The following is a 22,583-nucleotide window of genomic DNA, read 5'->3' on the forward strand; positions in this document are numbered from 1 at the left end:
CGCAGAAGCGGGAGTGTTTGACCATGGCCGGAGAATTTTGGCTTGATGACCACCAATGGGCAGTGATTGCGCCAATGCTTCCCACCAACCAGCCTGGCGCTCATCGCACCGATGATCGCCGGATCATAAGCGGGATCATTCACGTCTTGCGATCCGGCTGCCGATGGCAGGATTGTCCGGCCTGCTACGGCCCCTCAACAACCGTCTACAATCGCTTCCATCGCTGGTCTGCAAAAGGGATATGGCGGAGACTGTTTGAAGCCTTGGTGCAAACCACCGATCGGGATATCCATATGATCGACAGCACCACCGCAAAAGCACACCGTTCAGCCGCTGGCGGAAAAGGGGTGCAGATGCCGAAGCCATCGGTCGCTCGCGAGGCGGCAGATCGACAAAAATCCATGCTGTTGTCGATGGTTGCGGCCGTCCAGTCGCGTTGCGAATAACGCCTGGGCAACGCGGGGACGCACCCGTCGCCATTCCGCTGCTCGAACCTTTGCCACCGACGCGGCTCTGCGCCGCAGATACGGCTTACGACAGCGACGCTTTGCGCGACTTCCTGACAACGCGCGGCACTGAACCCGTCATTCCAAACAATCCAACCCGAAAGCGGATCAAGCCCTTCGACCCGATCGCCTACAGACGACGAAACATCATCGAGCGCACATTCTGCCGTCTCAAGGATTGGAGGCGTGTTGCAACACGATACGACAAGCTCATGATCAACTTCGCGGCAACATGCTGCATCGCCGCTATCGTTACATGGTGGATTAATTGAGTCTGGAGGCTAGCGCGCGAACGCTATTTTCAGTTTCATCAACACTCATTACAGCATCTCGCCATTACGACAACAAACTGTCAACTTGCAGAGCTACTTTTGGTTCCGTGCGCATGAACAGGGCTAACACGCTTTATCCAGCTTTTTTACTTTTGCTCGTTCAAAGCCCGTTGCGCTTCCGCTCCGCGACATTTTGCAGTTGAATCGGAAAAAGGATTCCCTGACTTAGGGCTCACGAAGATTATCCAGCGGTTCGAGTTCAAGACGGGTCGGGATAGACCTCGAGAGAAGCTATCTTTGAGGATGACCGCTCATTCTGCTCGCAACGACTAACCTGTTACGACCTTCTGCCTTAGCGGTCAGCAAGACGGCGTCGGCTCGTGCGATTATCGTTTCTGAGGAGCCTGCTTCAGGACACGTCGCAACACCGATCGACACCGTGACCATGCCCAACATCCGGCCTGCATGAGAGAGCGTTGTACTTCTGATCTTCTCGATCAAGGTTTCACCAAGGTCGGCACCCGCTTCTTCGGTCAGACCAGGCAACAGGACCGTGAACTCCTCTCCGCCGAACCTGAATGCAAGACCTGCCGCCCCGGTGGTATCCAGGAGGATCTGTCCGACATGCTGCATGACCATGTCTCCCGCGTCGTGTCCGAACTCGTCGTTGAAGCGCTTGAAGTTATCGATGTCGATCATCAAACAAGTTAGAGGCTGGGATGCAGGGTCCGAAGCAAACCGTTGCAGCGTTTCATCCAGGAAACGACGATTGCACAAGCCCGTGAGTGGATCCTTGATTGCAAGGATGGTCAACCTCTCCCGCAGTTGAAGATTGGCAATCGCCAACCCGACATTTTCGGCGATCAGCTCCAGATAAAGCTGGGAGCTACTCAGCTCTGTGGGGTTTTCCCCTCGCTCCTCAAGATAAAGAAGCCCAATCATCTCCCCCTGCGCCGTCAAAGGCACGCAAAGTGCGGCCGCGGCAGATCCATCCAGATGCTGGCACGGAACGTCCGTCTCGTGCATTCCACTGGAGTGAGGTCGACCTCGCCGCAATCCCCAACAGGCGGAAGCTGGAAAAGCATCGGGCGAATGCTGAGGTTCGCGCCATGCTCCCGCACGCGACAGCGCTGTTTTGTTTTCATTAAGGATGTAGAGACTGCCCGCAATCCCCTGGAATATCTCCGGTGCGAAGCGCGCCACGACATCGGCTAGCTCTTCCTGGTTCTGGCACGCCTGCAGCCGGTGCATCATCTGCAGGATGAGGTCTTTGGTCTGCTGGTCAGCCAGCCGCTCTGCGTCGAGGCGGTCGCGCTCGATACCATTGGACCGGAAGATTTCGATGGCAGAGTTCATCTCCCCGATCTCATCACGGCGCCCATCCGTCGGGACCTCTACCGTGTAATCTTGCTTGGCAAGCCTACCGACGATGCCGGTCATCCGCGCCAGCGGCATTGCAACCCGTCGTCGCAATATAAAGTAAAGCACTGCCAGAAACAGCGCTCCGGTCAATCCGAGCACGACCTTGGCAACGAAGCTCCACCAGTCGCTCCATTCCTGCGCCGCTTCAAGCTGAGATCCGGTTCTAGCCACAATCAAATCCCGAAAATGCGCGACGCTGTTGAGCAAAACTTTTTGCACACGTTCATGTTCGGGGCCGAATAGCATCGTTTGCGCGCCAGTTATGCCACCGCTTTGGAACGCTTCGACCGCCGCAACCTCTATCTTGTCCAGGTCTTCTACGTCGTTTTCCACCTCCTTCAGCGCTTTGGCCTCGGCGGGCGGCAATCCTTGAGTCAGAATCATCTCCGCAGCAGTCTCGAGACTGCGTTCGGTCTCTTCCTCTGCACGAAACGCTAAAAGATGGCGGTCTTCGCCACGCATCACATAAAGTCTTGCCTCGTCAGTTCTGGTTTCCGCCTCAAGGGCAAGCTCTTCGGTTAGCGTATCGAGAGTCAGATGTTCCTCTACAGCGAGCCGCTCCTCGAACGCGCTACGAGAGGACATGAGAAACGCAGCGCCGGACACCGCCGTCAAAGCGACCGTGATGCCATAGGCCCAATTGGTGATGGTACTTATTCTCATTGTCTAATTCTAGCGGTTGCCGCTTGACGGAGGATTAAGACGCCTGGATCAAATGACAAACGCGCAACATGATTGCCAACGGCGGCAACGTCAAAAAAATCAAGAACTGAAAGCTTGTCACAGGGCGTCAGTGCTGGATATGGGAGGGAGATAACTATGCAATGGTCACCAAACCCGAAGCGCATCGATGACGGCGCGCAGGCCACCCCACAGATACTTGCGGGTTGGGTCGTAGAGATAAAGCCAGTCCTCGGGCGCACTCCAGGGGGCAAGACATTCCACCAGAGTTCCCTCCGTGACGTATCGGCGCGCACGCTCCTCCCAACCATAAGCCAGCCCGACGCCCACCAGCGCTGCCCCGGCCATCAGTTGGTGATCATCCAGCGAGGGCGACCCGGTGGGTCCGAAATCGACTTTCTTGCCTAAGCGGCTGAACTGCCAGGCGTAGGGCTTGCCGCTTGGAAAGATATTGCGGATGCAAACATGGTCGCGAAGATCCTCAGGTGTCTCTGTTATTGCGGGTCAAATCCCAGTGCCTTGTTGAAACCGGGTTGTTGTTGTCGACATGTCCGGGATGGTCTATCGAAGCGGCGCGGACGCAGTCTGACAGCCGATAGAGAGACACCGAATCGATGGCACGCAAGTACAGAGAAGATTTCGCTTCGCAAGATGTCCGGTCAGGGCCCGTCATCTGTCCGCTCTGCGAGCGGGTAATACCTGACGATCAGGTCGAGGACCACCATCTTGTTCCCAAGAGTAAGGGTGGGAAGATCAAGGTGCCTTTGCACCGGATATGCCATAGCCACGTACATGCAGCCTTCACGGACGCTCAGTTGGCAAAGAAGTTCTCCACGATCTCAGCTATTCTCGAGGACCCCATTATTGAGAACTTCGTCAATTGGGTAAAAACCAAGCCACCTAGTTTCGATGATGAAGCGGAGAAGCAAGCCCGACGTCGCTGAGAATTGGCCATGAGACCGCGCACGGTAGGATTGATTTAAGATCGCCAGCACTTTGTCCGCCCCATTTAACGCTTTGATTCTCTCTTTTGGTAAAGCATTGATGCAGCATACTTTTCTCTTAAAGGGATCAGAACGGACGCCCCTGTCGTTACAAACGCTGTCTGTGTGAAAAAACCCACCAGAGCTAAAGCTAATATTGAGTTATTATCTGGGCTTGTTGAGTTTCAGCAGGACTTAAAACATTCTTCCATTTCGCGTTAGACCACCAGATCCGGTTTAGTGAATTGTCTGATAACTGTTTTATCCGGCGTTAGTGGATCACGGCGAAACGGAACAACGGCTCAAACTCCCACCAAAACTGACAGTCGCCCGCTTCGGCGCCTGCCACGATCGCTTCTGATGTAGTCCAAAGCATCACGCTGGCACGCGGGCGCAGCCCAGCCTCATGTTCCGGCCAGTTCGTCACCTTGAACTTCAATTTCCCGATATGACGACGGCGGGCGTCATTATGCTTATGTAGCAGGGTCTGCGGATCAATCACGCTGATATCCACCGTGAAATTCGATCCCTCAACCAAATGCCATGCTGAGACAGACGAGCGGCGCTTCGATCCTCTGGCGTCCAATCGAGAAAAGGTAACCCCGCATCAAGCTACAAGTTGCCCTCTATTTGTCTAGATGTGCCTATTAACCATTGACAAAAAAGCGTTTTTTGAAATTATAAAGATAACAACTTCATAGGGTAAAGTCATGCTGGCCATTCTTGCCGACGATTTGACTGGTGCGCTGGACTCAGCAGCACCATTCGCCGCACGCGGCCTTCGTGTAGATGTCGCCCTTGATCTGGAAGCAGTGGCCCAAATCGTAGCGGACAAACCAGATATCATCTCGATCAACCTGAACACTCGCGAGATCGGGGCCGATGAGGCAACAACCGCAACAGCAGCAGCTATCAGCTTATTGCCAACCAAGATGCGTTTGTTCAAGAAGGTTGATTCCAGGCTTAAGGGCAATATTATCGCCGAGATCGACGCCATCACCTATTCCCGCGCGCTTGTTGCACCTGCCATTCCGACATTCGATCGTATTGTGGAGCTCGGTTACGTCGTGGGTCACGGTATCGACAAGCCGATATCGATTGCCGAGCGCTTCGGCTCGCATCTCGCGCGTATCAATGCTCCCGACACGCGCACGCACATCGACATGGAAAATGCGCTCGCTGCCGCTGAGCGCGATGACACTGATCTTTTGATCGGTGCGCGTGGGCTTGCCGAAGCACTTGCTGGTCGCATGACCGAGGGCGCGCTTTCGAAGGTAGCGACAATCCCCGCGGGCAGCGCCATCTTCGTGATTGGCTCGCGTGATCCAATTACGCTGGAGCAGATCGACATATTGCGCGCAGCTATCGATCTGCATTATGTAGCCGCACCCAATGGGCGTGTTAACGCCGCTTTGGGAGCCGATGCTGCGCTAACGTTGATTCAGGCGACGCCGGGATCTCACGCAGTTAGCCCGCAGGCGGTTGCCGACGCTTTGGGAGAAGGTCTAAAAGGCGACTTGTCCCAGCGCAAGGACACGCTGCTTCTTTCGGGCGGGGCGACCGCGGATGCGGTCATGCGCAGCCTTGGTGTTTCTCGGCTGCATCTGCATGGGGAATGCCTGCCGGGACTCAGTGTCGCGTCAGCAAATGGGCGCACCATCATTGCTAAATCAGGCGGGTTCGGCCATCCTGATACACTCAAGATCATTGCAGGTATGGTTCTTCGGAAGGCAAGTTAAGACATGGGACTCGAAGCCGGATTCGCTCGCAAAGGTCTTCCTGACATCGTGTTCGAGCGCATGCTGCGCGCTATCAAATCAGGCGCCTACAAGTCCGACGAACGTCTGCCCACCGAACATGACCTTGCCGCAGAGTTCGAAGTCTCGCGCCCAGTTATCCGTGAAGCGCTTAAGCGTCTGCGCGATCAGGGCCTGATCTATTCGCGTCGGGGTGCGGGTAGTTTTGTTCGCTCAATGGGGATGCGCCAACCGCTCGGCTTTGGCCAGCTAGAAAATGTCGCAGACCTCTTGAACTGCTATGAATTCCGCCTGACGCTCGAGCCTGCTGCTGCGGCAGCAGCCGCGAGCCGCCATGATGCCGAAACGCTCAAATCAATCCGACAGGCTCTTGAGCTATTGCGTGACGCCACGAACAGGCAATCGCACCGCGAGGACGCCGACTTCCAGTTTCACTTGGCGATAGCGCGGGCGGCTCAGAACACGTATTTTTCGACAGCGATGGAGGCCCTGAAAGACCATATTGCAGTGGGCATGAAGTTTCATGGCGCGTCCATCCGCCGCGAAGCCACCGGCTTGACCCGCGTGTTCGCCGAACATGAGGCCATTGCTAAAGCCATTGCCGATGGCCAGGAGGACGATGCGCGAAAGCTGATGTTCGAGCACCTTCAGGGATCTCGTGGACGACTTTTTCAAGCCTCCCAGTAATAGCTCGGCGACAATTAAAACGCAGCACAAATGCGACGCCTTTTCTTGCTTAACCGATACCGACTAGAAACTGGCCTTATAGATATCGAGAACATCCTCGACACTCATATCCGCCGGGTTGTTGTCCATCAAACGACGGATGGCATGGGCATCGGCAGCATAGCGCGATAAATTACCCTCAGTCGCCCCGTGTTTAGCAAGGGACATTTCGATCCCGAGATCGGAACAGAAACGATGGGCGCTGTCGCGCAATTGTGTCTGTGAAAGTCCGCCACCAAGTCCGAGCGCTTGCGCAACTTCCGCTGTTTTTGCCAAGACGACGGGCTGGTTGAAAGCGAGCACATGCGGAAAAACGATGGCATTGGCCAGACCATGTGGCAGGTGCAAAAGCGTACCAAGCGGATAGGCGATGGCATGCCCCGCTGCGGTATTGACCGGCCCGAGGCAAATGCCGCCGTAATAGGACGCCAGCATCAGACCCTCGCGGGCTTCGCGATCCGATCCGTCCCGCACCGCCCTGCCCAGATATTTGCCGACGAGGTGAAACCCCATGCGGGCAAAGCCGTCGATCATCGGGTGGGAGCGCTTGCTGGTGAATGCCTCGACACAATGGGCCATGGCATCGACACCCGTTGCAGCCGTTACCGATGGGGGCACTGAATAGGTCAGCTCAGGATCGAGCACAGCAAGATCAGCGATCAGATGTGGACTTTCAACGGCGATCTTGTTGCCCTTGACCGGATCGGTGATGAGCGAACGGATACCTGCCTCCGAACCGGTGCCAGCGGTGGTGGCGATCTGCGCCAACCGCGTCCGGCGGCCTGCCACCTTGTTGGGTCCCGCGACATCGCCGAGCGTCTGCTCGCCATCCCAAAGGGCCGCCACCAGCTTGGCGACGTCCATCACCGAACCGCCGCCCAGACCAATGACGAGATCAGGTTTGGACGCACGTGCAGCCGCCAGCGCCGCATCGAGCGTTGCTATTTCCGGCTCGCCGGGGATAGCGTCGAACAGAGCGACTTTGCCCGGCAGTTTCAGACGGTCGACAAAGCCGCCAGTGATCGGCGATGCGATCACCAGGGTCGAGGTTACGTCTCCCACCCAAATGGCGACCTCGCCGATTGTTCCAGCGCCGACGATCAGCCGTTTTGGTTGATGAAGCGTAATCATGGGAGTGCTGGTCATGCCTGCGCTCCCTTGGAAACGCCGCCATTGACGAGCTTGCGGGCATAAGCGATAGCGGACAGCATGTTGCCATGATTGGCGATACCCTTGCCAGCAATATCGAAGGCCGTGCCGTGATCGACAGAGGTACGGTCAATTGTAAGATCCACCGAAACATTCACCGCTGTGTCGAAGGCGACGAGCTTGATCGGGATATGCCCTTGGTCGTGATACTGCGCAACGACGAGATCGAAACCGCCGGAATAGGCGCGATGGAACACCGTGTCGGCTGAAATCGGTCCATAGGCATCGATGCCTTCGGCGCGGGCGGCGGCAACGGCGGGTGCGATCTGGTCATCGTCCTCGGTGCCGAACAGGCCGTTCTCACCGCAATGCGGGTTGATGCCAGCGACCGCGATGCGTGGACGCTCGTAACCGGTGCGTTTCAGATGGTCGTTGCCAGCCTTGATGGTCGCCAGAACCCGCTCGGTTGTGGCGCGGAGGATCGCTTCCTGCAATGAAACGTGGGTGGAAACATGGATGACCTTCAGCTTTTCCGAGGCCAACAACATATAAGCGGCAGCCGATTTCGTCAGGCTGCGCAGCATTCCGGTATGGCCATCGTAATGGTGGCCAGCCAGGTTGAGCGCTTCCTTGTTGATCGGCGCGGTGACGATACAGCCGATCGTTCCGGCCTCGGCATCGCGCACGGCTTTCTCGATGAAGCGGAAGGCTGCGTCACCGGCGACGGGTGACAACTGGCCCCAAGCCAGCGGCGCACCTTCGATAGGCAGATCGACAACATAGGGCGCCAGATCGATGTCGATGTTCAACGCGTCGCGGGCCGCTTCCAACGTTGGAAGATTGCCGTAGATGCGGGTCGTAGCGCGGTTCGCCTCATCCATTTCTGCCAGTGCGCGCACCGTGATTTCCGGTCCGACGCCGCAGGGGTCACCCATCGTGATACCGATGATATTGCTCATGATTTATCTCCCGTCTACCGTACTTGCCCAGCCCGGAGCCAGACGAACATATTTGATTGCACGCCGATAATAAGTATAGGCAATGTGAAGAGAGCCATCCGCTCCCTCGATCAGCCACGGATAGGACATTTCCTTGTTGTGGCCGTCTATGGAATTGTTTGAGAGGCACGTGCCCGCGCCATCCTCGATGATGATCCGCTGCGGAAAGCGTTTTGCGCCGTCATCCGAAATGCAGACGCTGACCGGCGCACGCGGCACACCCCAGATCGGCACACAGCCACCATCCGGGTTGGCATCCGGCCGGTCGTCATCCTCTCCCAGCTCATCATAAAGCGAGGCGCGACGGTCGCTGGACATATCGGCATTGGTCGGGTTGCAGATCATTGCAATGCGGCCATCGTTCAGACGGATCGCGGCAATGGATGAATTGTTGTTTGGCACGTCGGTTGGCAGGGGCTCCGACCACGTGCGACCACCATCCGCACTATACGTGCGGTAAACGAAATCGGCCTGACGACGGCGAAACACGGCTGCCAGTTTCGTGTCCCCGGTTGCAATAGGGCTCATGTGCACGCAGCCGGTGGACTGGTCGACGTCCTCCAGACGCCAGGTCTTGCCGCCATCTTCGGAAATACCAACCGCCGCGCGGTCATGGCTGCCGTTCCACTTCTGACCTCGACGCTGGATGCAGCGGAAGATCGGCAGAAGCCATGCCCCATCCTCGCGAACCACCAGTGGCGCACGAACAAAGCAACCACGCGGTAGGTCGAGATAACGCCCCTCACCCGCCGTAAGATTGGTCGGCTCTGAAGCATTGCGAGAAACCTCTGCAACGCGGATACGGCATTCGTCCTGATTGCCTGAAGTTTGCGACGTGTGAAACAGCAGCAGCTTGCCGCCGGGCGCTGAAAACAGGACGGGGTTCTGCTCGGAATGATCGGGATCGAAGCTCAGCCGCTGCGGGGTACCCCATTGATCGGATCCGTTGCTCAGCACCGACGCGAAGATCGAGATGTCGGACTTTCCTTCCAGCGTGCCACCAAACCACGCGCAGATAAGTGCACCATCCTCAGTCAGGTGAAGGAAGGATGCATGGTTCTGGATCATCGGCGAAGCCAGCAGAGCCTCGTATCGTCCCTCGCCGGCTGCTTCGACCTTTCCGGTCATGACCGTTGCAATCTGTTCAGGCGTCATCTGGGTCTCCTCTTACCATCATGAAAATCACCAAAATAACAAAGTTGTCAAGTTTGAAAAATTCCAAAACCTACTGGTTGCAACCGAATTAAAATCTTTATCTATCTGAATTAAAACATTTTTATAGAATTAAATTTTATCTAAATCTACATAAACGAATATTTAATTTGACAAACTTGGAAAGAAATCTGATGGTCTGGGCCAGTCCGCTCAGAGCGACATCAAGAGAACGAGGTATCTCTGATTGTGCGCTGGGCTTCTAGGAGGAAGACATTCAAACCGCGTCGCAGCGATGCCGTCGCGAGGTGAACAATAAGCGGTGCGGTCTGCACCTTTAGGGAGGAGAATGACATGAAAACCTCGCGTCTTTTCGGAGCCATTCTGGGTTCCGTTCTCGCATTCGGGCCTGGCATCGCGCCGGCCAACGCTGCTTCGACGGATATCAAGATCGTTCTGCCTGAAGAGGCCGACTTGCTTGAGCCCTGCATGGCGACACGATCCAACATTGGCCGCGTCATCATGGAAAATGTCAGCGAGACGCTGACCGAGCTCGATGTCCGCGGCAAAAACGGTGTTATGCCGCGCCTTGCCGAAAGATGGGAACAGACAGGCGATGGCGCCTGGCGCTTCCACCTTCGCCAAGGTGTGAAGTTCTCTGACGGAAAGACTTTTGGCGCCAAGGACGTAAAATACAGCTTCGACCGCATCTTCAGCGACAAGAACATCTGCGAGTCGCGCCGTTATTTCGGCGGCATGAAGTTCGACGTGAAAGTGGTTGATGATCACACCATCGATTTCAAGGTCGATCCGGCTCAACCCATCCTGCCACTGCTTCTGTCGCTTGTTACCATCGTTCCAGACGGCACTCCTCTGGAGTTTGTGCGCGAGCCTGTGGGCACCGGTCCATACAAACTGTCCAACTGGACGCCGGGCCAGCAAATCGTTCTCGATGCCCGTGACGACTATTGGGGCAAGAAGCCGGCAGTGACCAAAGCCACCTACCTATTCCGCGCCGATCCGGCAGTTCGCGCCGCCATGGTTCAAGCCGGTGAAGCTGATCTTGCTCCATCGATTTCCCAAGTGGATGCGACCAATGACAAGACAGATTTCTCCTATCTCGATAGCGAAACGGTGTATCTCCGCCTCGACGGCAATATCGCGCCACTGAATGATGTCCGTGTTCGCAAAGCGCTGAACCTTGCTATCGACCGACAGGCTTTCATCGGCACGCTCGTGCCACAGGACGCAGTTCTTGCGACAGCTCTGGTGCCACCCACCACGCTCGGATGGAACCCTGATGTCAAGGTCTTCCCTTACGATCCTGATCAGGCAAAGAAACTGCTTGAAGAGGCAAAAGCGGCCGGCGTCCCGGTAGACACGCCGATCACCATCATCGCACGCACAGCCAATTTCCCGAATGTGACGGAAATCATGGAAGCCGTGCAGGCACAGTTGCAAGATGTTGGCTTCAAGGTCGAGCTTCGCTTTGTCGAAGTGGCCGAGCACGAAGTCTATTACTCGAAGCCGTTCAAGGAAGGGCGTGGCCCACAGATCGTTGCTGCCATGCACGACAATTCCAAGGGCGATCCATCGTTTACGATGTTCTTCAAGTACGATAGTAAAGGCACGCAGTCGGGCTTTGCCGACAAGAATGTCGATGACCTGATTGCCCGCGCATCCGCGGCCACTGGTGACGAGCGTGCGAAACTCTGGTCTGAGCTGATCGCCTACGTCCATGACGACCTGGTTGCTGATGTCCTGCTGTTCCACATGGTCGGTTACTCGCGTGTGTCGGAACGACTGGATTTCAAACCCACCATCGCGACCAACTCCATGCTGCAGCTCTCAGAGATTGGCTTCAAAAAGTAGGCCCTTGAAGGCACCACCCTCCTACCGTGATCGCGACGTAAGGTCGTGGCTATGCCGGCAGGGTGGGAAATCCCTCAGAAGACAGACGTGGGAGCGATACGCCATGCGTTCCGCTCCGCTGATCCAAACAGAGGGCGATTGATCGTCCTGTCGAAGTGAGGTGGAGAGCGAACCGTTCGCCATCCATTCCAGCTAGATCGAGGTCCCAATGCTCAGATTTATCCGCAAACGCGCCCTCGCCAGCCTTATCTCGCTGATAGGGCTTCTGATCATGGTGTTCTTTCTCTCTCGCTTGACCGGCGATCCTGCATCGCTGTTTCTACCGGTGGAAGCGTCCGCTGAAATGAAGGCCGAGTTTCGCGCCCTGCACGGGCTGGACCAGCCGCTTCTGGTGCAATTTTTCCAATATGTCGGTAACGTCATGACCGGCGACCTCGGAGAGAGCCTGCGCAAGGCCCGTCCCGCACTTGATGTGGTGCTTGAGGCTTTCACCTGGACGCTGTGGCTTGCCGTTATCACCATGACACTGGTTACGGTCTGCGCCATCGTTGTCGGCTCACTCGCAGCTTTCCGAACCGGCGGTTTCTTTGATCGGTTTTCCTCGATGGTTTCGCTGATTGGCGCCTCGGTGCCTGACTTCTGGCTGGCCATCGTCGCCATTGTTGTCTTCGCTATCCAGTTATCCTGGCTGCCCACCTCCGGCACCGGTACGTTGTCTCACTGGATTTTACCGATCTGCGTGCTCTTCGTGCGCCCATTTGGCATCATCGTGCAGGTGGTGCGTGGGTCGATGATCTCGGCGCTCTCGTCTGCCTACGTCAAGACGGCCCGCGCCAAGGGCGTCAAATCCGGCCCGATCATCTTCATTCACGCACTCCGAAACGCCATGTTGCCGGTCATCACCGTGATCGGAGACCAGGCGGCAAGCCTTCTCAATGGCGCCGTCGTCATCGAGACGATCTTCGGTTTCCCCGGCGTCGGTAAGTTGATGATCGACAGCATTCTGCAGCGTGACTTCAACGTCGTGCTGGCGGCGATCCTTGTTACCGCTTTCGCCATTTTCCTCATGAACCTCGCAATCGACTTGGCCTACGCTCTGCTCGATCCGCGCATTCGCTACTGAGGAGCGGTATGATCATGGCCACTGAATCCCCTAAAACCGCCGATAACGGCTCCACAAAAGAACCCGTCCTGGAAGAGGCAAGCGCAATCGTGCGCATGGCACGTATGCTGTGGGCAGACAAGTTCGCGCTCTGTGCCGCTATTTTTCTCGTCGTGGTGATCATCCTCGCGATCATCGGTCCGCCCCTGCTCAACGAGCTCGCTACCAAACAAAATCTCCGTGGCCGCAACCTCGCGCCGTTCGATTTCAGCCGCGAATGGTTCATGTGGCTCGGTGCCGACGCACTCGGGCGTCCGCTCTGGCCGCGCATCATCGTTGCGACCCAGAACACGATCATGGTCGCTGCCGGTGCGGTCATCATCTCAGCCGTCGTCGGCACCCTGCTGGGCCTCATCGCCGGCTTCGCGTCATCGCGCGTCAGCCAGATCATCATGCGCCTTGCCGACGTCATTATGTCGTTTCCCTCCTTGCTGGTCGCCGTCATCGTCCTTTACATCCTCGGTTCTTCGATCCTCAACCTGATGTTGGTCCTATCGATCACGCGCATTCCCGTCTACCTTCGCACCACGCGTGCCGAGGTGATGGAGATCCGCAGCCGCATGTTCGTGCAGGCAGCGCGTGTCATGGGTGCGTCGTCAAAACGCATTCTGTTTCGCCACATCCTGCCTGTGGTTTTACCCACGCTGACAACATTGGCGACGCTCGATTTTGCCTATGTCATGCTGGCAGAAAGTGCGCTGTCCTTCCTTGGCATCGGCATTCAACCACCTGAAATCACCTGGGGTCTCATGATCAGCCAAGGCCGTCAGTACCTTACAAACGCATGGTGGCTATCATTCTGGCCGGGTTTGGCGATCATCCTCACCACGCTGTCACTCAACCTTCTGTCGAACTGGCTGCGTATCGCGCTCGATCCCGTCCAGCGCTGGCGCCTGGAAATGAAAGGACCGAAAAATGGCTGATCATTTGCTTGAGGTCCGCAACCTCTCTGTGGATTTCTATACCGCCACAGGCACCGTCAAAGCTGTGCGCAACATCTCGTACCATCTGGACCGTGGAGAAACGCTCGCCATTCTGGGCGAAAGCGGTTCGGGCAAATCTGTATCATCCTCTGCGATCATGAACCTGATCGACATGCCGCCGGGCAAGATTTCCTCAGGCGAAATCTTGCTCAACGGCAAGGACCTCCTCAAGATGAGTGCCAACGACCGCCGGGCCGTGAATGGTCGCCTCATCGCCATGATTTTTCAGGACCCGCTGAGCCACTTGAACCCGGTCTATACGGTGGGTTGGCAGATGCGCGAGGCCCTGAGGACGCATGGCATCGACAACAAGCAGGCACAGGCAGAAGCCTTGCGCCTGTTCAAGCGCGTGGCTTTGCCAGAGCCGGAAAAGGCGCTCGACAAATACCCGCACGAATTTTCCGGTGGCCAGCGCCAGCGTGTGATGATCGCCATGGCGCTGGCGCTCAAACCCGACCTGCTGATCGCGGATGAGCCGACGACAGCGCTAGATGTGACTGTGCAGGCGGAAGTTCTGGCGCTGCTCAAGGAACTGCAACGCGAAACCGGCATGGGCGTGCTGATCATCACCCACGATCTCGGCGTCGTGTCCGAAGTTGCCGACCGCGTTGTCGTCATGGAAAAGGGTGTGCTCGTCGAGAGTGGGACCATTCGTGAGGTGTATCGAAATCCACAACACCCCTATACCAAAAAGCTGATTGCCGCCGCTCCCGGAAAGGGTGAGTTGCACGAACCAGCGACCGATGGCGAACCGATCCTCAAGGTTCGGGATGCCCGCAAGTCTTATGGCGGGTTTGAAGCGCTGAAGGGCGTTTCCTTCGACTTGAAAGCTGGCGAAACGCTTGCCGTTGTCGGTGAGAGTGGTTCTGGAAAATCCACCCTCGCGCGTATCCTTTTGCGCCTGGATGACCCGGACAGCGGCACAGCGCATTGGAAAGGCCAGGACCTTTTCGCGCTTTCGCCAGCCGAACTCTTCAAGCTGCGCCGCGACTTGCAAATGGTGTTTCAGGACCCGACACAATCCCTCAATCCCCGTATGACGGTGTACCAGTTGATCTCCGAGGCCTGGGTGATCCACCCGGAGATCCTGCCCAGGACCAAATGGCGTGAACGCGCAGCAGAATTGATCGATCAGGTTGGACTATCGCCCGAGCATATGGGTCGTTACCCCCATCAGTTCTCCGGTGGTCAACGCCAGCGTATCGCCATTGCCCGCGCACTTGCTCTTGAACCGAAGCTCATCGTCTGCGACGAGGCCGTTTCAGCGCTGGACGTGTCTGTTCAGGCGCAGGTGGTGAGGCTGCTCGACAAACTGCGCCGTGAGATGGGCATTGCCTTCATCTTCATCGCCCATGACCTGCCCCTCGTTCGTGATTTTGCTGATTACGTCATGGTCATGCAGAAGGGGGAGGTCGTTGAATTCGGCACGGTCGCGCAGGTCTTTGACAACCCGCAGCAGCGCTACACCCAAGCCCTGATTTCCGCCACCCTCGACCCCGACCCGGACGTCCAGGCGGCCAACCGGAATGCTCGCCTAGCGAGCGTTTCCTGATTGAATGACCGGAGTATAGATCATGACCAAAAAAGCCTTCGTCGCGATCGTCACCTGCTTTAATGATGACGAGACCATCAACTACGAAGCCACCCGCGCGCAGGTTCGCCGTCAGGTTAAGGCTGGCAACAACATCATGTGCGCAGGCACAAACGGTGATTTCTCCGCTCTGACCCACTCCGAAAAAATCAGGCTTCTGGAAGAAGTCGTGGATGAAGTCGGCGGCAAGGTCGACGTGATCGTCAATGCCGGTATGCCCGCGACGTTCGAGACGCTGCAACTTGCCAGGGAATTCAACCGTATAGGCGCGACCGGCATTGCCGTGATAACGCCATTCTTCATCGCCTGCACCCAAGACGGCCTGGTGCGTCACTTTTCGACGGTTGCAGATGCGGTCAGCACACCAGTCTATCTCTACGACATTCCAGCACGCACACAAAACCACATCGAACCTGAGACTGCGCGAAAACTGGCGACCCATGGCAATATAGCCGGGATCAAGGATTCCGGCGGCTCGCAAGAAACGTTGGAAGCCTACTTGCAGGTTTCAAAGGACGTCGAAGGTTTCGAGGTCTATTCCGGCCCTGATCATCTCGTACTCTGGGCGCTGCAAAACGGTGCCACGGGTTGTATCTCCGGTCTTGGAAACGCTATGCCGGACGTCCTCGCAGGCATAGTCAACGGCTTCAATTCCGGAGACCTCGCGCAAGCGGCACGGCAGCAGTCGATCTACACGGCCTTCCGAACGGAACTCTATGCCCATGGCTTTCCGCCAGCAATGGTGAAGCGCTCGCTCTATTTGCAGGACGCATCTGTCGGCGCAAGTCGCCAGCCTGCATTGCTTCCCGATGCTGCACAGGATCAAAAGATTGAGGAAATCCTCAGGAAATATGGCCTTCTGGTTGCAAAGGCGTGACAACTCCGGACGCTGTCTGGTTCATGATCGGTCGGTTGTCAGGATCCAGGAGCGATTGCACGGGAGCTTGCGATTTTCCTTCTCAACTAGCCGAATGATTAGACGCGTTATGGCGCAAATCCAGTCTAGGATTGGACGTCTTTCACTACGCTAACATACTGTTTTTAGATCGGATTTCGGTTGATAAAAATAGTAAGAGTTTAGGCTTACACGCCTTGAAGGGGTTCGAACCCCAACCAACAGACTTAGCTATCTCACACCAAGTAAGCCTCTGAATTTGCAAAATCTATCGACTTCATTCCGCCGCCACCTTCTCATCCGCCTTCCGGCTTTCCCATTCCTGCGGCGTCAGCGTTTTGATATCGAACTGGTCGCGTGTGCGGGTATAAGTGTGCCCACCCATGCGGCCGACGGCATCCATGAGCTGCTGGTCGATATGCAGGTTAGCAGCATTGACCGCATCACTGCGGACGAAGACGCCGACGACTTCACCGAGAATGATTTCTCGGGCCGGGCCGACCTGCAGGGTCGTGTGGCGGCGGCATTCCAAAGCTGCAGGAGCGGCCAGAATACGGGGGCTGCAGACCATCTGGCCGGGAACCGTGGCAAGGCCAGCCTCCTCCATCTCGTTGACCTCGGGGCCGAACTTGATGGCGCAGATTTCCATCTGCTCGACAAGCGCATTGTCGCAGATGTGGACGGTGAATTCGCCCGTTTCTCTGATATTGCGGGCGGTGTCCTTGAAGCGCATGTCCGAGTAGTTCTCGACGCCGATGGCGACGATGGCTGGATCATGAGTCAGCACGTTGAAAAAACTGAACGGTCCAGCGTTTGGTATGCCGTCCTTGCTCACCGTGGTTACCAGGGCGATTGGACGCGGAATGACGGTTCCGATTAGAATCTTGTAACGTTCCCGCTCATTGAGCTTGGCGAAATCAAAATGGGTGTAGTCGGTCATATCAGGCCTCGGCGGAGATGCGGTGGATTTCAAGCGGTGTGTGGCGCGCCAGGTTTTCAAACCCGTCCTTGGTGACGACATACATGTCACCGACATTACAGCCTGCCGACAGCGGCTCAAGCCATTGCGTGTGCAGAACGAACACCATGCCCTCCTCCATCCGGTCGTAATTGTGAGACGAGATGTTGAAACTGTTTTGCCCACCAGCCATGCCGACCGAGTGGCCGAGATTGGGGTTATGTGGGCCATGTGTTGCCGGATAGACATGCATCAGGGTGCGGCCCTGCGCTTCCCAGTCGATATTCTTCACATATTGCCGTGGGATCAGCCGCGCGCTGCCATCATCCATCGGTGCCCAGTTGTAGGGCATGGTGCGGGCTTCGGGCGAAGTCAGCATACCGCGCTCGATCATCGGCTCGAAGGCAGCGTTGTTGACGTCACGCATCAACGCGCCGGGACGGATGAGTTTTTCGGCACGTTTGACGCCTTCAGTGCAGGCCGCCAGCACCTCTTCCTGCCGCTTGGTGATATCGCCAACCGCGATCATGCGCGCTGTTTGTGCGGTGTAGCCACGATAGGTGATGTTGGAGACGTATAGATTGATAAGATCGCCCGGACGCACGACATGGCCGTAAGGCTTACCGCAATGGGTGCCGAACTCGTTGATGCCAATCTGGTAGCCGTCACCAGTCTCGCCACCGAAGGAAAGCTGTGCCTGTGTGAAGGCTGCATAGATTTCGTGATCGGTCACACCGGGCTTGGCAACGTGATAGGCCGCCTGTGTGGCGATGCTGATGAGCTGGGCAGCACCCCGAAACATTTCGATTTCGCGCGGAGAGCGCACTTTTTGCATCCGGTCGAGAATGGCATTGTCAGCGACGAACTTAGCCTTCGGCATCAGTTCATCGAGTGCCGCCCATAAGGTGAGTGATGTGCGATCACCGATGCGGCCGATCTGCGCCTTCGCCAAGCCCATGCCAGCCAGCAGTTCTGCACATTTCTCAGCGGTCTTGATCAAGCTGTCGCCCGGACGGTCCGCATATTCGCGACCTATCGGGCCGATCTGCCAGATGTCTTCCACCAGCACAGGCTCGCCACCCGGCGGCAGAAGCACGGATTGGGTGAAGAAGGACAAGAGCACCATCGGCTTGTCAGAATCCGTCGGGATGATCAGCACGCCCTCGCGCATCCAGTCGCAGATGTAGCGCAGATAGGCGTTCGAGGTATGGAACCAGCCGACGCCACCGGTGTGGACGATCAGCGCATCATGGCCACCTTCGACAGCCTGGCGACGGATGCGGCGTAAGCGGTCTTCAAACTCATCGACGGGCAAAGGCAGCGGTGCGACAAAGTCGAAATCCGGCTGGAAATCGGCCAGCAGCGATCCGATGCGGTAGTCGCCTGCCTTAGTGGCGTGTCTATTCATTGGGTATTCCTTCCAGAGTATTTTTATTGGTCAGCTTGCCGTGCCGGCGCCAATACGCGCCTCGCTACCAGCATCACGATGAATGTGAGTCCGATCAGAATTCCCGACATTGCCGCGACGCGGACATCGAGCGATTCTTCGATCAGTGCGAACATGCGAAGCGGCAGCACGGTCGTCTGCGCATCGGCAAGGAAGAGCGAGACGGAGACGTTGTCGAGCGACTGAATGAAGACGAGGAAGGCACCGGCCAGAATGCCGGGGGTGAGCAGCGGCAGGATCACGCGCCTGAGCGTCGTGTACCATGTTGCGCCCATCACGGTGGAGGCTTCTGCCAGCGACGGATTGATGCCCTGCGCGACGACGGATGCGGCCCGGTACATCAGCGGACCGAACACGACGACATGGCCGATAACGGTGAGCCAGAGCGATGGCTGGAAACCGACGAAATTCGCCACGATCAGCGCCGCCAGACCATAAACCAGGCTTGGCAGAACGAGCGGGGCGAGCAGAAACGGCTCCAGCGCATTGACCGTGCTACGCCTCATACGCGCCATGCCGATGGTAGCAGGCACGGCAAACAGCAGCGATCCCAGCACTGCGAGGCCCGCGATCTTCAGCGAATTGCCGGCGGCAATATGCTCCGTTCCGGAACGGACAGGATCGATCAGCGCTTCATACCAGCGCAGCGAGAACCCCTCGGGCGGATATTTGAGCGTCTGGCCTGACGTGAATGACATGGTGATTGCGATCACAATCGGTGCCACGAGATAGATCAGGCTGAGGCTGCCGAAACCGAAGACGAATGCCTTGTAGAGGAAAGTCGGGATCGGGTTTTCAGGATGATTATGCATGGCCGACAAGCCTCCGGTGACGGGAAATCATGGTCATGGCGACGAGGAGAATGCCGGTCGACAGAAGCAGGACGACGGCGATGGCGGAAGCCATGGACCAATCGAATAGCGTTCCGACCTCGCGGTAGATCAATTGCGGTACATAGACATTGCGCGCACCGCCTATGACAGCCTGGGTGACGAAAGAAGCACTGGTGCTGGCAAAGACGAGGATCCAGCCCGCCAGCAGGCCGGGCAGCATCATCGGCAGCAGAACCGTGACGAAGATACGCCACGGCCCGGCACCCGAAACCTGCGCAGCCTCGGTGAACTGCACTGGCGTGCGCGACAGGATGGCAATCAGTGGCAGGATGATCAGGGGCAAGTCGATCTGGCACATGGCCATGACCAGACCCAGTTCGGTGGAGAGCAGCGTAAACGGCCGCTCGGCAAGTCCGAGCGCGACAAAGGCCTCGCTGATCGGTCCCTGTCGTCCAAGGATGACGATCCAGGCAAAGGTGCGCACCACATTGCTGGTCAGCATCGGAATGAGTGTCAGGAAGATGATGATCTGCCGCGCAGTCTTGCCGCTGTGCCAATAGAGAAGTGCTATCGGGATGCCGAGCAAGGTGGTGCTGGCGATGGTCTGGAGACCGAGTGTGGCAGTGTTGACCAGCACCCGGTAATTGAACGCATCGCCCAGAAAGCGTGCGTAATTGTGCAGCGACACGCCGTCAGGACCGATAAAACTGAACCCGACGAGAACGGCGAGCGGCGTCGCAAAGAACGCCACCGACAGCAAAAGCATCGGGATAACGTATGGGAAACCGCTCGCTTTCATTGTGTAACCTCAACCGGCAACGAGAGCGTCGAACTGGCGGATCCATTCCGCACGGTTCTTGTTGATTGCAGCCCAGTCCGGATATACCAGCGACGCAAGCTGTTCGCGCTTCACATAGGCCTCGATACCGGGCGTCAGTTCCACTTGCTTGTTTGTGGGGAACATCTCCGTCGGCGGCATTTTCAGCTTGTCCTGCGCTGCCTTGGAGATGGCGGCGTCCATATAGGCATAGGCCGCATCGGGGTTTTTCGCACCCTTGGTCAGATGAATGTTGACGGGAGCGGCCGGAGAGCCAGTTTCAGGCTGGACGAACTCGGCCTTGAGACCCATTGCTTTGAGACGGGCGACATTGCCTGTCGAGCACATGAAGACCGCGATTTCGCCCTGCTGGAACAAGGTCATCTGGTGGTTCGTGCTGGCGACGACGCCCTTGATCTGCTCCGGATTGTCCTTGAACAGCCTGAACACGGCGTCCATGTCATCAGGACCCTTGCCGAATATCTTGGCGAGTTCGGTATAAGCCATCACGCCCGTGTTGGAGGCGAAACCGGTCCAAGACACCAAGCCCTTATAGGCCGGGTTTTCGAACAGGTCGCGGTAGCCCTTTGGCGCTGGAACCAGATCCGGGTTATAGGCGATGCCATTGACTTCGACCGTGACGGTCGGGCCATACTCGCCCTGGAACGCCGGATCGAGCATGTTCCAGTTCTTGAGTTTGGACGGATCGATCTTCTGGATCAGGTCATTTTCGATGGCCACGGCCATCTGGCCGGGCGACATCAGCAGTGTATCGTAGGGCGGGTTACCGGGGCTGGCCATGACCTTGGCAAGCTGATCCTGCGCCATAGCTGGCGCAACCGTAAGGTCAAAACCGGCCTCCTTGACGAGCGGCGTCAGTACCGTGCGATAGCCGTCTTCCCAATTGCCCGGAAACGTCGCAGCGACCGCGGTGCCGCCGGCAGCACGGGCTGCAAAGGGGGCGGCGACTGCGACAGCCGCACCGGCGGCAAGCAATCCGAAATGACGTCGTGTAATGTTAAAGTCCTGCATCTGTTCACCTCTATTGTTGTTGTTCATTCACTGGATGCTTCCGGTTCGCTCGGAAAGGCGTGACACCGAGTGGTGTCAATCTCGGCAAAGAGCTGTGCTCCCGGCTCGGGAATGAATGTGGCCGGTCCGCGCACCTGCGATGCCCGCAGGCCCGTGCCGTCCTCAAGAAGAAGATCATGGACGAGCGTCGGCCCCAGAGGAACGGACACCGTCAACCGCGCTGGCAGCGCAAATTCACTTTGGTTCGTGGAAAGACGAACGTCTTCGGGGCGGAAGGTGATGGTGACGTTGGAGCCAACAGTGAAGTTCAGCCGACGCGGCAGAACGAGTGTCTTGCTGTTCGTAAGCGCAATGGTCGTTGCCTCTGCATCCAACCCCTGCACCGTGCCATGCAGCATATTGGCCTGACCGATGAAGGTGTTAACAAAAAGTGTTTTCGGCCGGTCATAAACGGCCATTGGCGTGTCGATCTGCTCGACATTGCCTTTGTTCATCAGCACCAGACGCCCGGCAAGGCTCTGCGCCTCTTCCTGGTCGTGTGTGACGATCAGCGTTGTGATGCCAAGGGTTTTCTGGAGATGTAGAAGCTCAACCTGCAGATCGAAGCGAAGCGCCCGGTCGAGCGCACCGAAAGGCTCATCGAGCAACAGAAGCGATGGCCGCCCGGCAATGGCACGGGCAACCGCTACGCGTTGCTGCTGGCCGCCAGACAGTTCACGCGGCAATCGATTGCTATAACCCTTCAACTGCACGAGCGAGAGCATCTCGTCCACCCGTTCCCTGCGTTGCGTCTTCGGCATCCGCTGGCAGGCCAAGGGATAAGCAATGTTCTCAGCGACCGTCAGATGCGGGAACAGGGCGTAATTCTGGAACACCATGCCAATGCCGCGAGAACGCGCCGAAACATGGGCAAGGTCCTGACCGCCGAGTTGGATCATTCCGCTTTTTGGCTGGATCAGCCCCGCAATTGCCCGCAGCACTGTGGACTTACCACAGCCGCTCGGCCCCAGAAGTGCTACGATCTCGCCAGCAGCAACCTCGAACGAGATATCGCTGATCGCATTCTGTCCACCATAGCTATGGGTCAGGCCGCGAACGCTGAGCTGCTTACCATCGCCTGCCTTCGAGACCTCTGCCATTGATATCCCCTCGGGTTGCCTTCTGCCGTCAAAGTTTTCTGCGCCCGATGTTACGGCGCGAAGATGGGATCGATCAGCGATGTGGGTTTCTGTGTTGGTCATACCAAGGGATTTGCAAGCTGCGTGCCAGTTTCCGAGTTCCAACGTATAGCTTAGGTCAATGTATTGATAAAAAACATTTATTTATGATTTTTACACTTTCGAATAT

The 22,583-nt window shown here is 57.0% G+C and carries 18 protein-coding genes and 2 pseudogenes; 8 read left to right on the forward strand and 12 right to left on the reverse strand.

Annotated features, from left to right (window positions below; genetic code table 11):
- The first annotated feature begins 74 nt into the window (after positions 1-74).
- Positions 75-778 (forward strand): annotated as a pseudogene (locus RMR21_RS17970) (IS5 family transposase).
- Between the two features lie 291 nt (positions 779-1,069).
- Here the strand turns inward: RMR21_RS17970 and RMR21_RS17975 are convergent.
- The 3 genes and pseudogenes from RMR21_RS17975 to RMR21_RS17985 form a co-directional block, all read right to left on the reverse strand.
- On the reverse strand, positions 1,070-2,863 hold the full coding sequence (locus RMR21_RS17975; RefSeq protein WP_498670827.1) for a GGDEF domain-containing protein: 1,794 nt from the start codon (positions 2,861-2,863) through the stop codon (positions 1,070-1,072).
- A 165-nt stretch (positions 2,864-3,028) separates the two neighbouring features.
- Complete coding sequence (locus RMR21_RS17980; protein ID WP_498671778.1) at positions 3,029-3,379, reverse strand: LysR substrate-binding domain-containing protein; 351 nt, start codon at positions 3,377-3,379, stop codon at positions 3,029-3,031.
- Between the two features lie 834 nt (positions 3,380-4,213).
- A pseudogene (locus RMR21_RS17985) lies at positions 4,214-4,348 on the reverse strand (IS5/IS1182 family transposase); the annotation flags it as partial.
- A 226-nt stretch (positions 4,349-4,574) separates the two neighbouring features.
- Between RMR21_RS17985 and RMR21_RS17990 the strand changes: the two are divergent.
- Positions 4,575-5,603 (forward strand): four-carbon acid sugar kinase family protein, encoded by a 1,029-nt coding sequence (locus RMR21_RS17990; protein WP_498670828.1) that lies wholly within the window; start codon positions 4,575-4,577, stop codon positions 5,601-5,603.
- A 3-nt stretch (positions 5,604-5,606) separates the two neighbouring features.
- Positions 5,607-6,308 (forward strand): FadR/GntR family transcriptional regulator, encoded by a 702-nt coding sequence (locus tag RMR21_RS17995; protein ID WP_498670830.1) that lies wholly within the window; start codon positions 5,607-5,609, stop codon positions 6,306-6,308.
- Positions 6,309-6,371: 63 nt separating this feature from the next.
- On the opposite strand, the gene RMR21_RS18000 is transcribed toward RMR21_RS17995, so the two are convergent.
- The 3 genes from RMR21_RS18000 to RMR21_RS18010 are packed head-to-tail and all read right to left on the reverse strand — an operon-like array spanning position 6,372 to position 9,649.
- Positions 6,372-7,478: an iron-containing alcohol dehydrogenase gene (locus tag RMR21_RS18000; RefSeq protein ID WP_498671780.1), complete on the reverse strand. Its 1,107-nt coding sequence runs from the start codon at positions 7,476-7,478 to the stop codon at positions 6,372-6,374.
- Positions 7,479-7,489: 11 nt separating this feature from the next.
- The gene (gene pdxA, locus RMR21_RS18005) at positions 7,490-8,455 is read right to left on the reverse strand and encodes a 4-hydroxythreonine-4-phosphate dehydrogenase PdxA (RefSeq protein ID WP_498670831.1); all 966 of its coding nucleotides are present in this window, start codon (positions 8,453-8,455) and stop codon (positions 7,490-7,492) included.
- 3 nt (positions 8,456-8,458) lie between these two features.
- A complete protein-coding gene (locus RMR21_RS18010) occupies positions 8,459-9,649 on the reverse strand; it encodes a sialidase family protein (protein WP_498670832.1) in 1,191 nt (396 codons plus the stop codon).
- A gap of 351 nt (positions 9,650-10,000) precedes the next feature.
- Between RMR21_RS18010 and RMR21_RS18015 the strand changes: the two genes are divergently transcribed.
- The 5 genes from RMR21_RS18015 to RMR21_RS18035 all read left to right on the forward strand — a co-directional run bounded on the left by RMR21_RS18015 (position 10,001) and on the right by RMR21_RS18035 (position 16,131).
- Entirely contained in the window at positions 10,001-11,518 is a 1,518-nt protein-coding gene (locus tag RMR21_RS18015) for an ABC transporter substrate-binding protein (protein ID WP_498670833.1), read from the forward strand.
- A gap of 208 nt (positions 11,519-11,726) precedes the next feature.
- On the forward strand, positions 11,727-12,641 hold the full coding sequence (locus RMR21_RS18020; RefSeq protein ID WP_498670834.1) for an ABC transporter permease: 915 nt from the start codon (positions 11,727-11,729) through the stop codon (positions 12,639-12,641).
- A gap of 95 nt (positions 12,642-12,736) precedes the next feature.
- Positions 12,737-13,603: an ABC transporter permease gene (locus RMR21_RS18025; protein WP_498671782.1), complete on the forward strand. Its 867-nt coding sequence runs from the start codon at positions 12,737-12,739 to the stop codon at positions 13,601-13,603.
- Entirely contained in the window at positions 13,596-15,215 is a 1,620-nt protein-coding gene (locus tag RMR21_RS18030; protein WP_498670835.1) for an ABC transporter ATP-binding protein, read from the forward strand. Before RMR21_RS18025 ends, RMR21_RS18030 begins: the two co-directional genes overlap by 8 nt.
- A gap of 22 nt (positions 15,216-15,237) precedes the next feature.
- Positions 15,238-16,131, forward strand: a complete 894-nt coding sequence (locus RMR21_RS18035; RefSeq protein WP_498670836.1) for a dihydrodipicolinate synthase family protein — start codon at positions 15,238-15,240, stop codon at positions 16,129-16,131.
- Between the two features lie 295 nt (positions 16,132-16,426).
- Here RMR21_RS18035 and RMR21_RS18040 read toward each other — a convergent pair whose 3' ends face one another.
- From RMR21_RS18040 to RMR21_RS18065, 6 genes are read right to left on the reverse strand one after another with little or no spacing between them, the layout of a single operon-like run.
- Entirely contained in the window at positions 16,427-17,089 is a 663-nt protein-coding gene (locus RMR21_RS18040) for a flavin reductase family protein (protein ID WP_498670837.1), read from the reverse strand.
- 1 nt (position 17,090) lies between these two features.
- A complete protein-coding gene (locus RMR21_RS18045; RefSeq protein ID WP_498670838.1) occupies positions 17,091-18,515 on the reverse strand; it encodes a M24 family metallopeptidase in 1,425 nt (474 codons plus the stop codon).
- A gap of 23 nt (positions 18,516-18,538) precedes the next feature.
- Positions 18,539-19,366, reverse strand: coding sequence for an ABC transporter permease (locus RMR21_RS18050; RefSeq protein ID WP_498670839.1), 828 nt, complete (start codon positions 19,364-19,366; stop codon positions 18,539-18,541).
- On the reverse strand, positions 19,359-20,186 hold the full coding sequence (locus tag RMR21_RS18055; RefSeq protein ID WP_498670840.1) for an ABC transporter permease: 828 nt from the start codon (positions 20,184-20,186) through the stop codon (positions 19,359-19,361). Before RMR21_RS18055 ends, RMR21_RS18050 begins: the two co-directional genes overlap by 8 nt.
- A gap of 9 nt (positions 20,187-20,195) precedes the next feature.
- Entirely contained in the window at positions 20,196-21,236 is a 1,041-nt protein-coding gene (locus RMR21_RS18060; RefSeq protein WP_498671784.1) for an extracellular solute-binding protein, read from the reverse strand.
- A 23-nt stretch (positions 21,237-21,259) separates the two neighbouring features.
- On the reverse strand, positions 21,260-22,375 hold the full coding sequence (locus tag RMR21_RS18065; RefSeq protein ID WP_498670841.1) for an ABC transporter ATP-binding protein: 1,116 nt from the start codon (positions 22,373-22,375) through the stop codon (positions 21,260-21,262).
- Positions 22,376-22,583 lie beyond the last annotated feature (208 nt).

Origin of the sequence: Agrobacterium sp. rho-8.1, from assembly GCF_033957725.1 — a bacterium.
Classification (GTDB): domain Bacteria; phylum Pseudomonadota; class Alphaproteobacteria; order Rhizobiales; family Rhizobiaceae; genus Agrobacterium.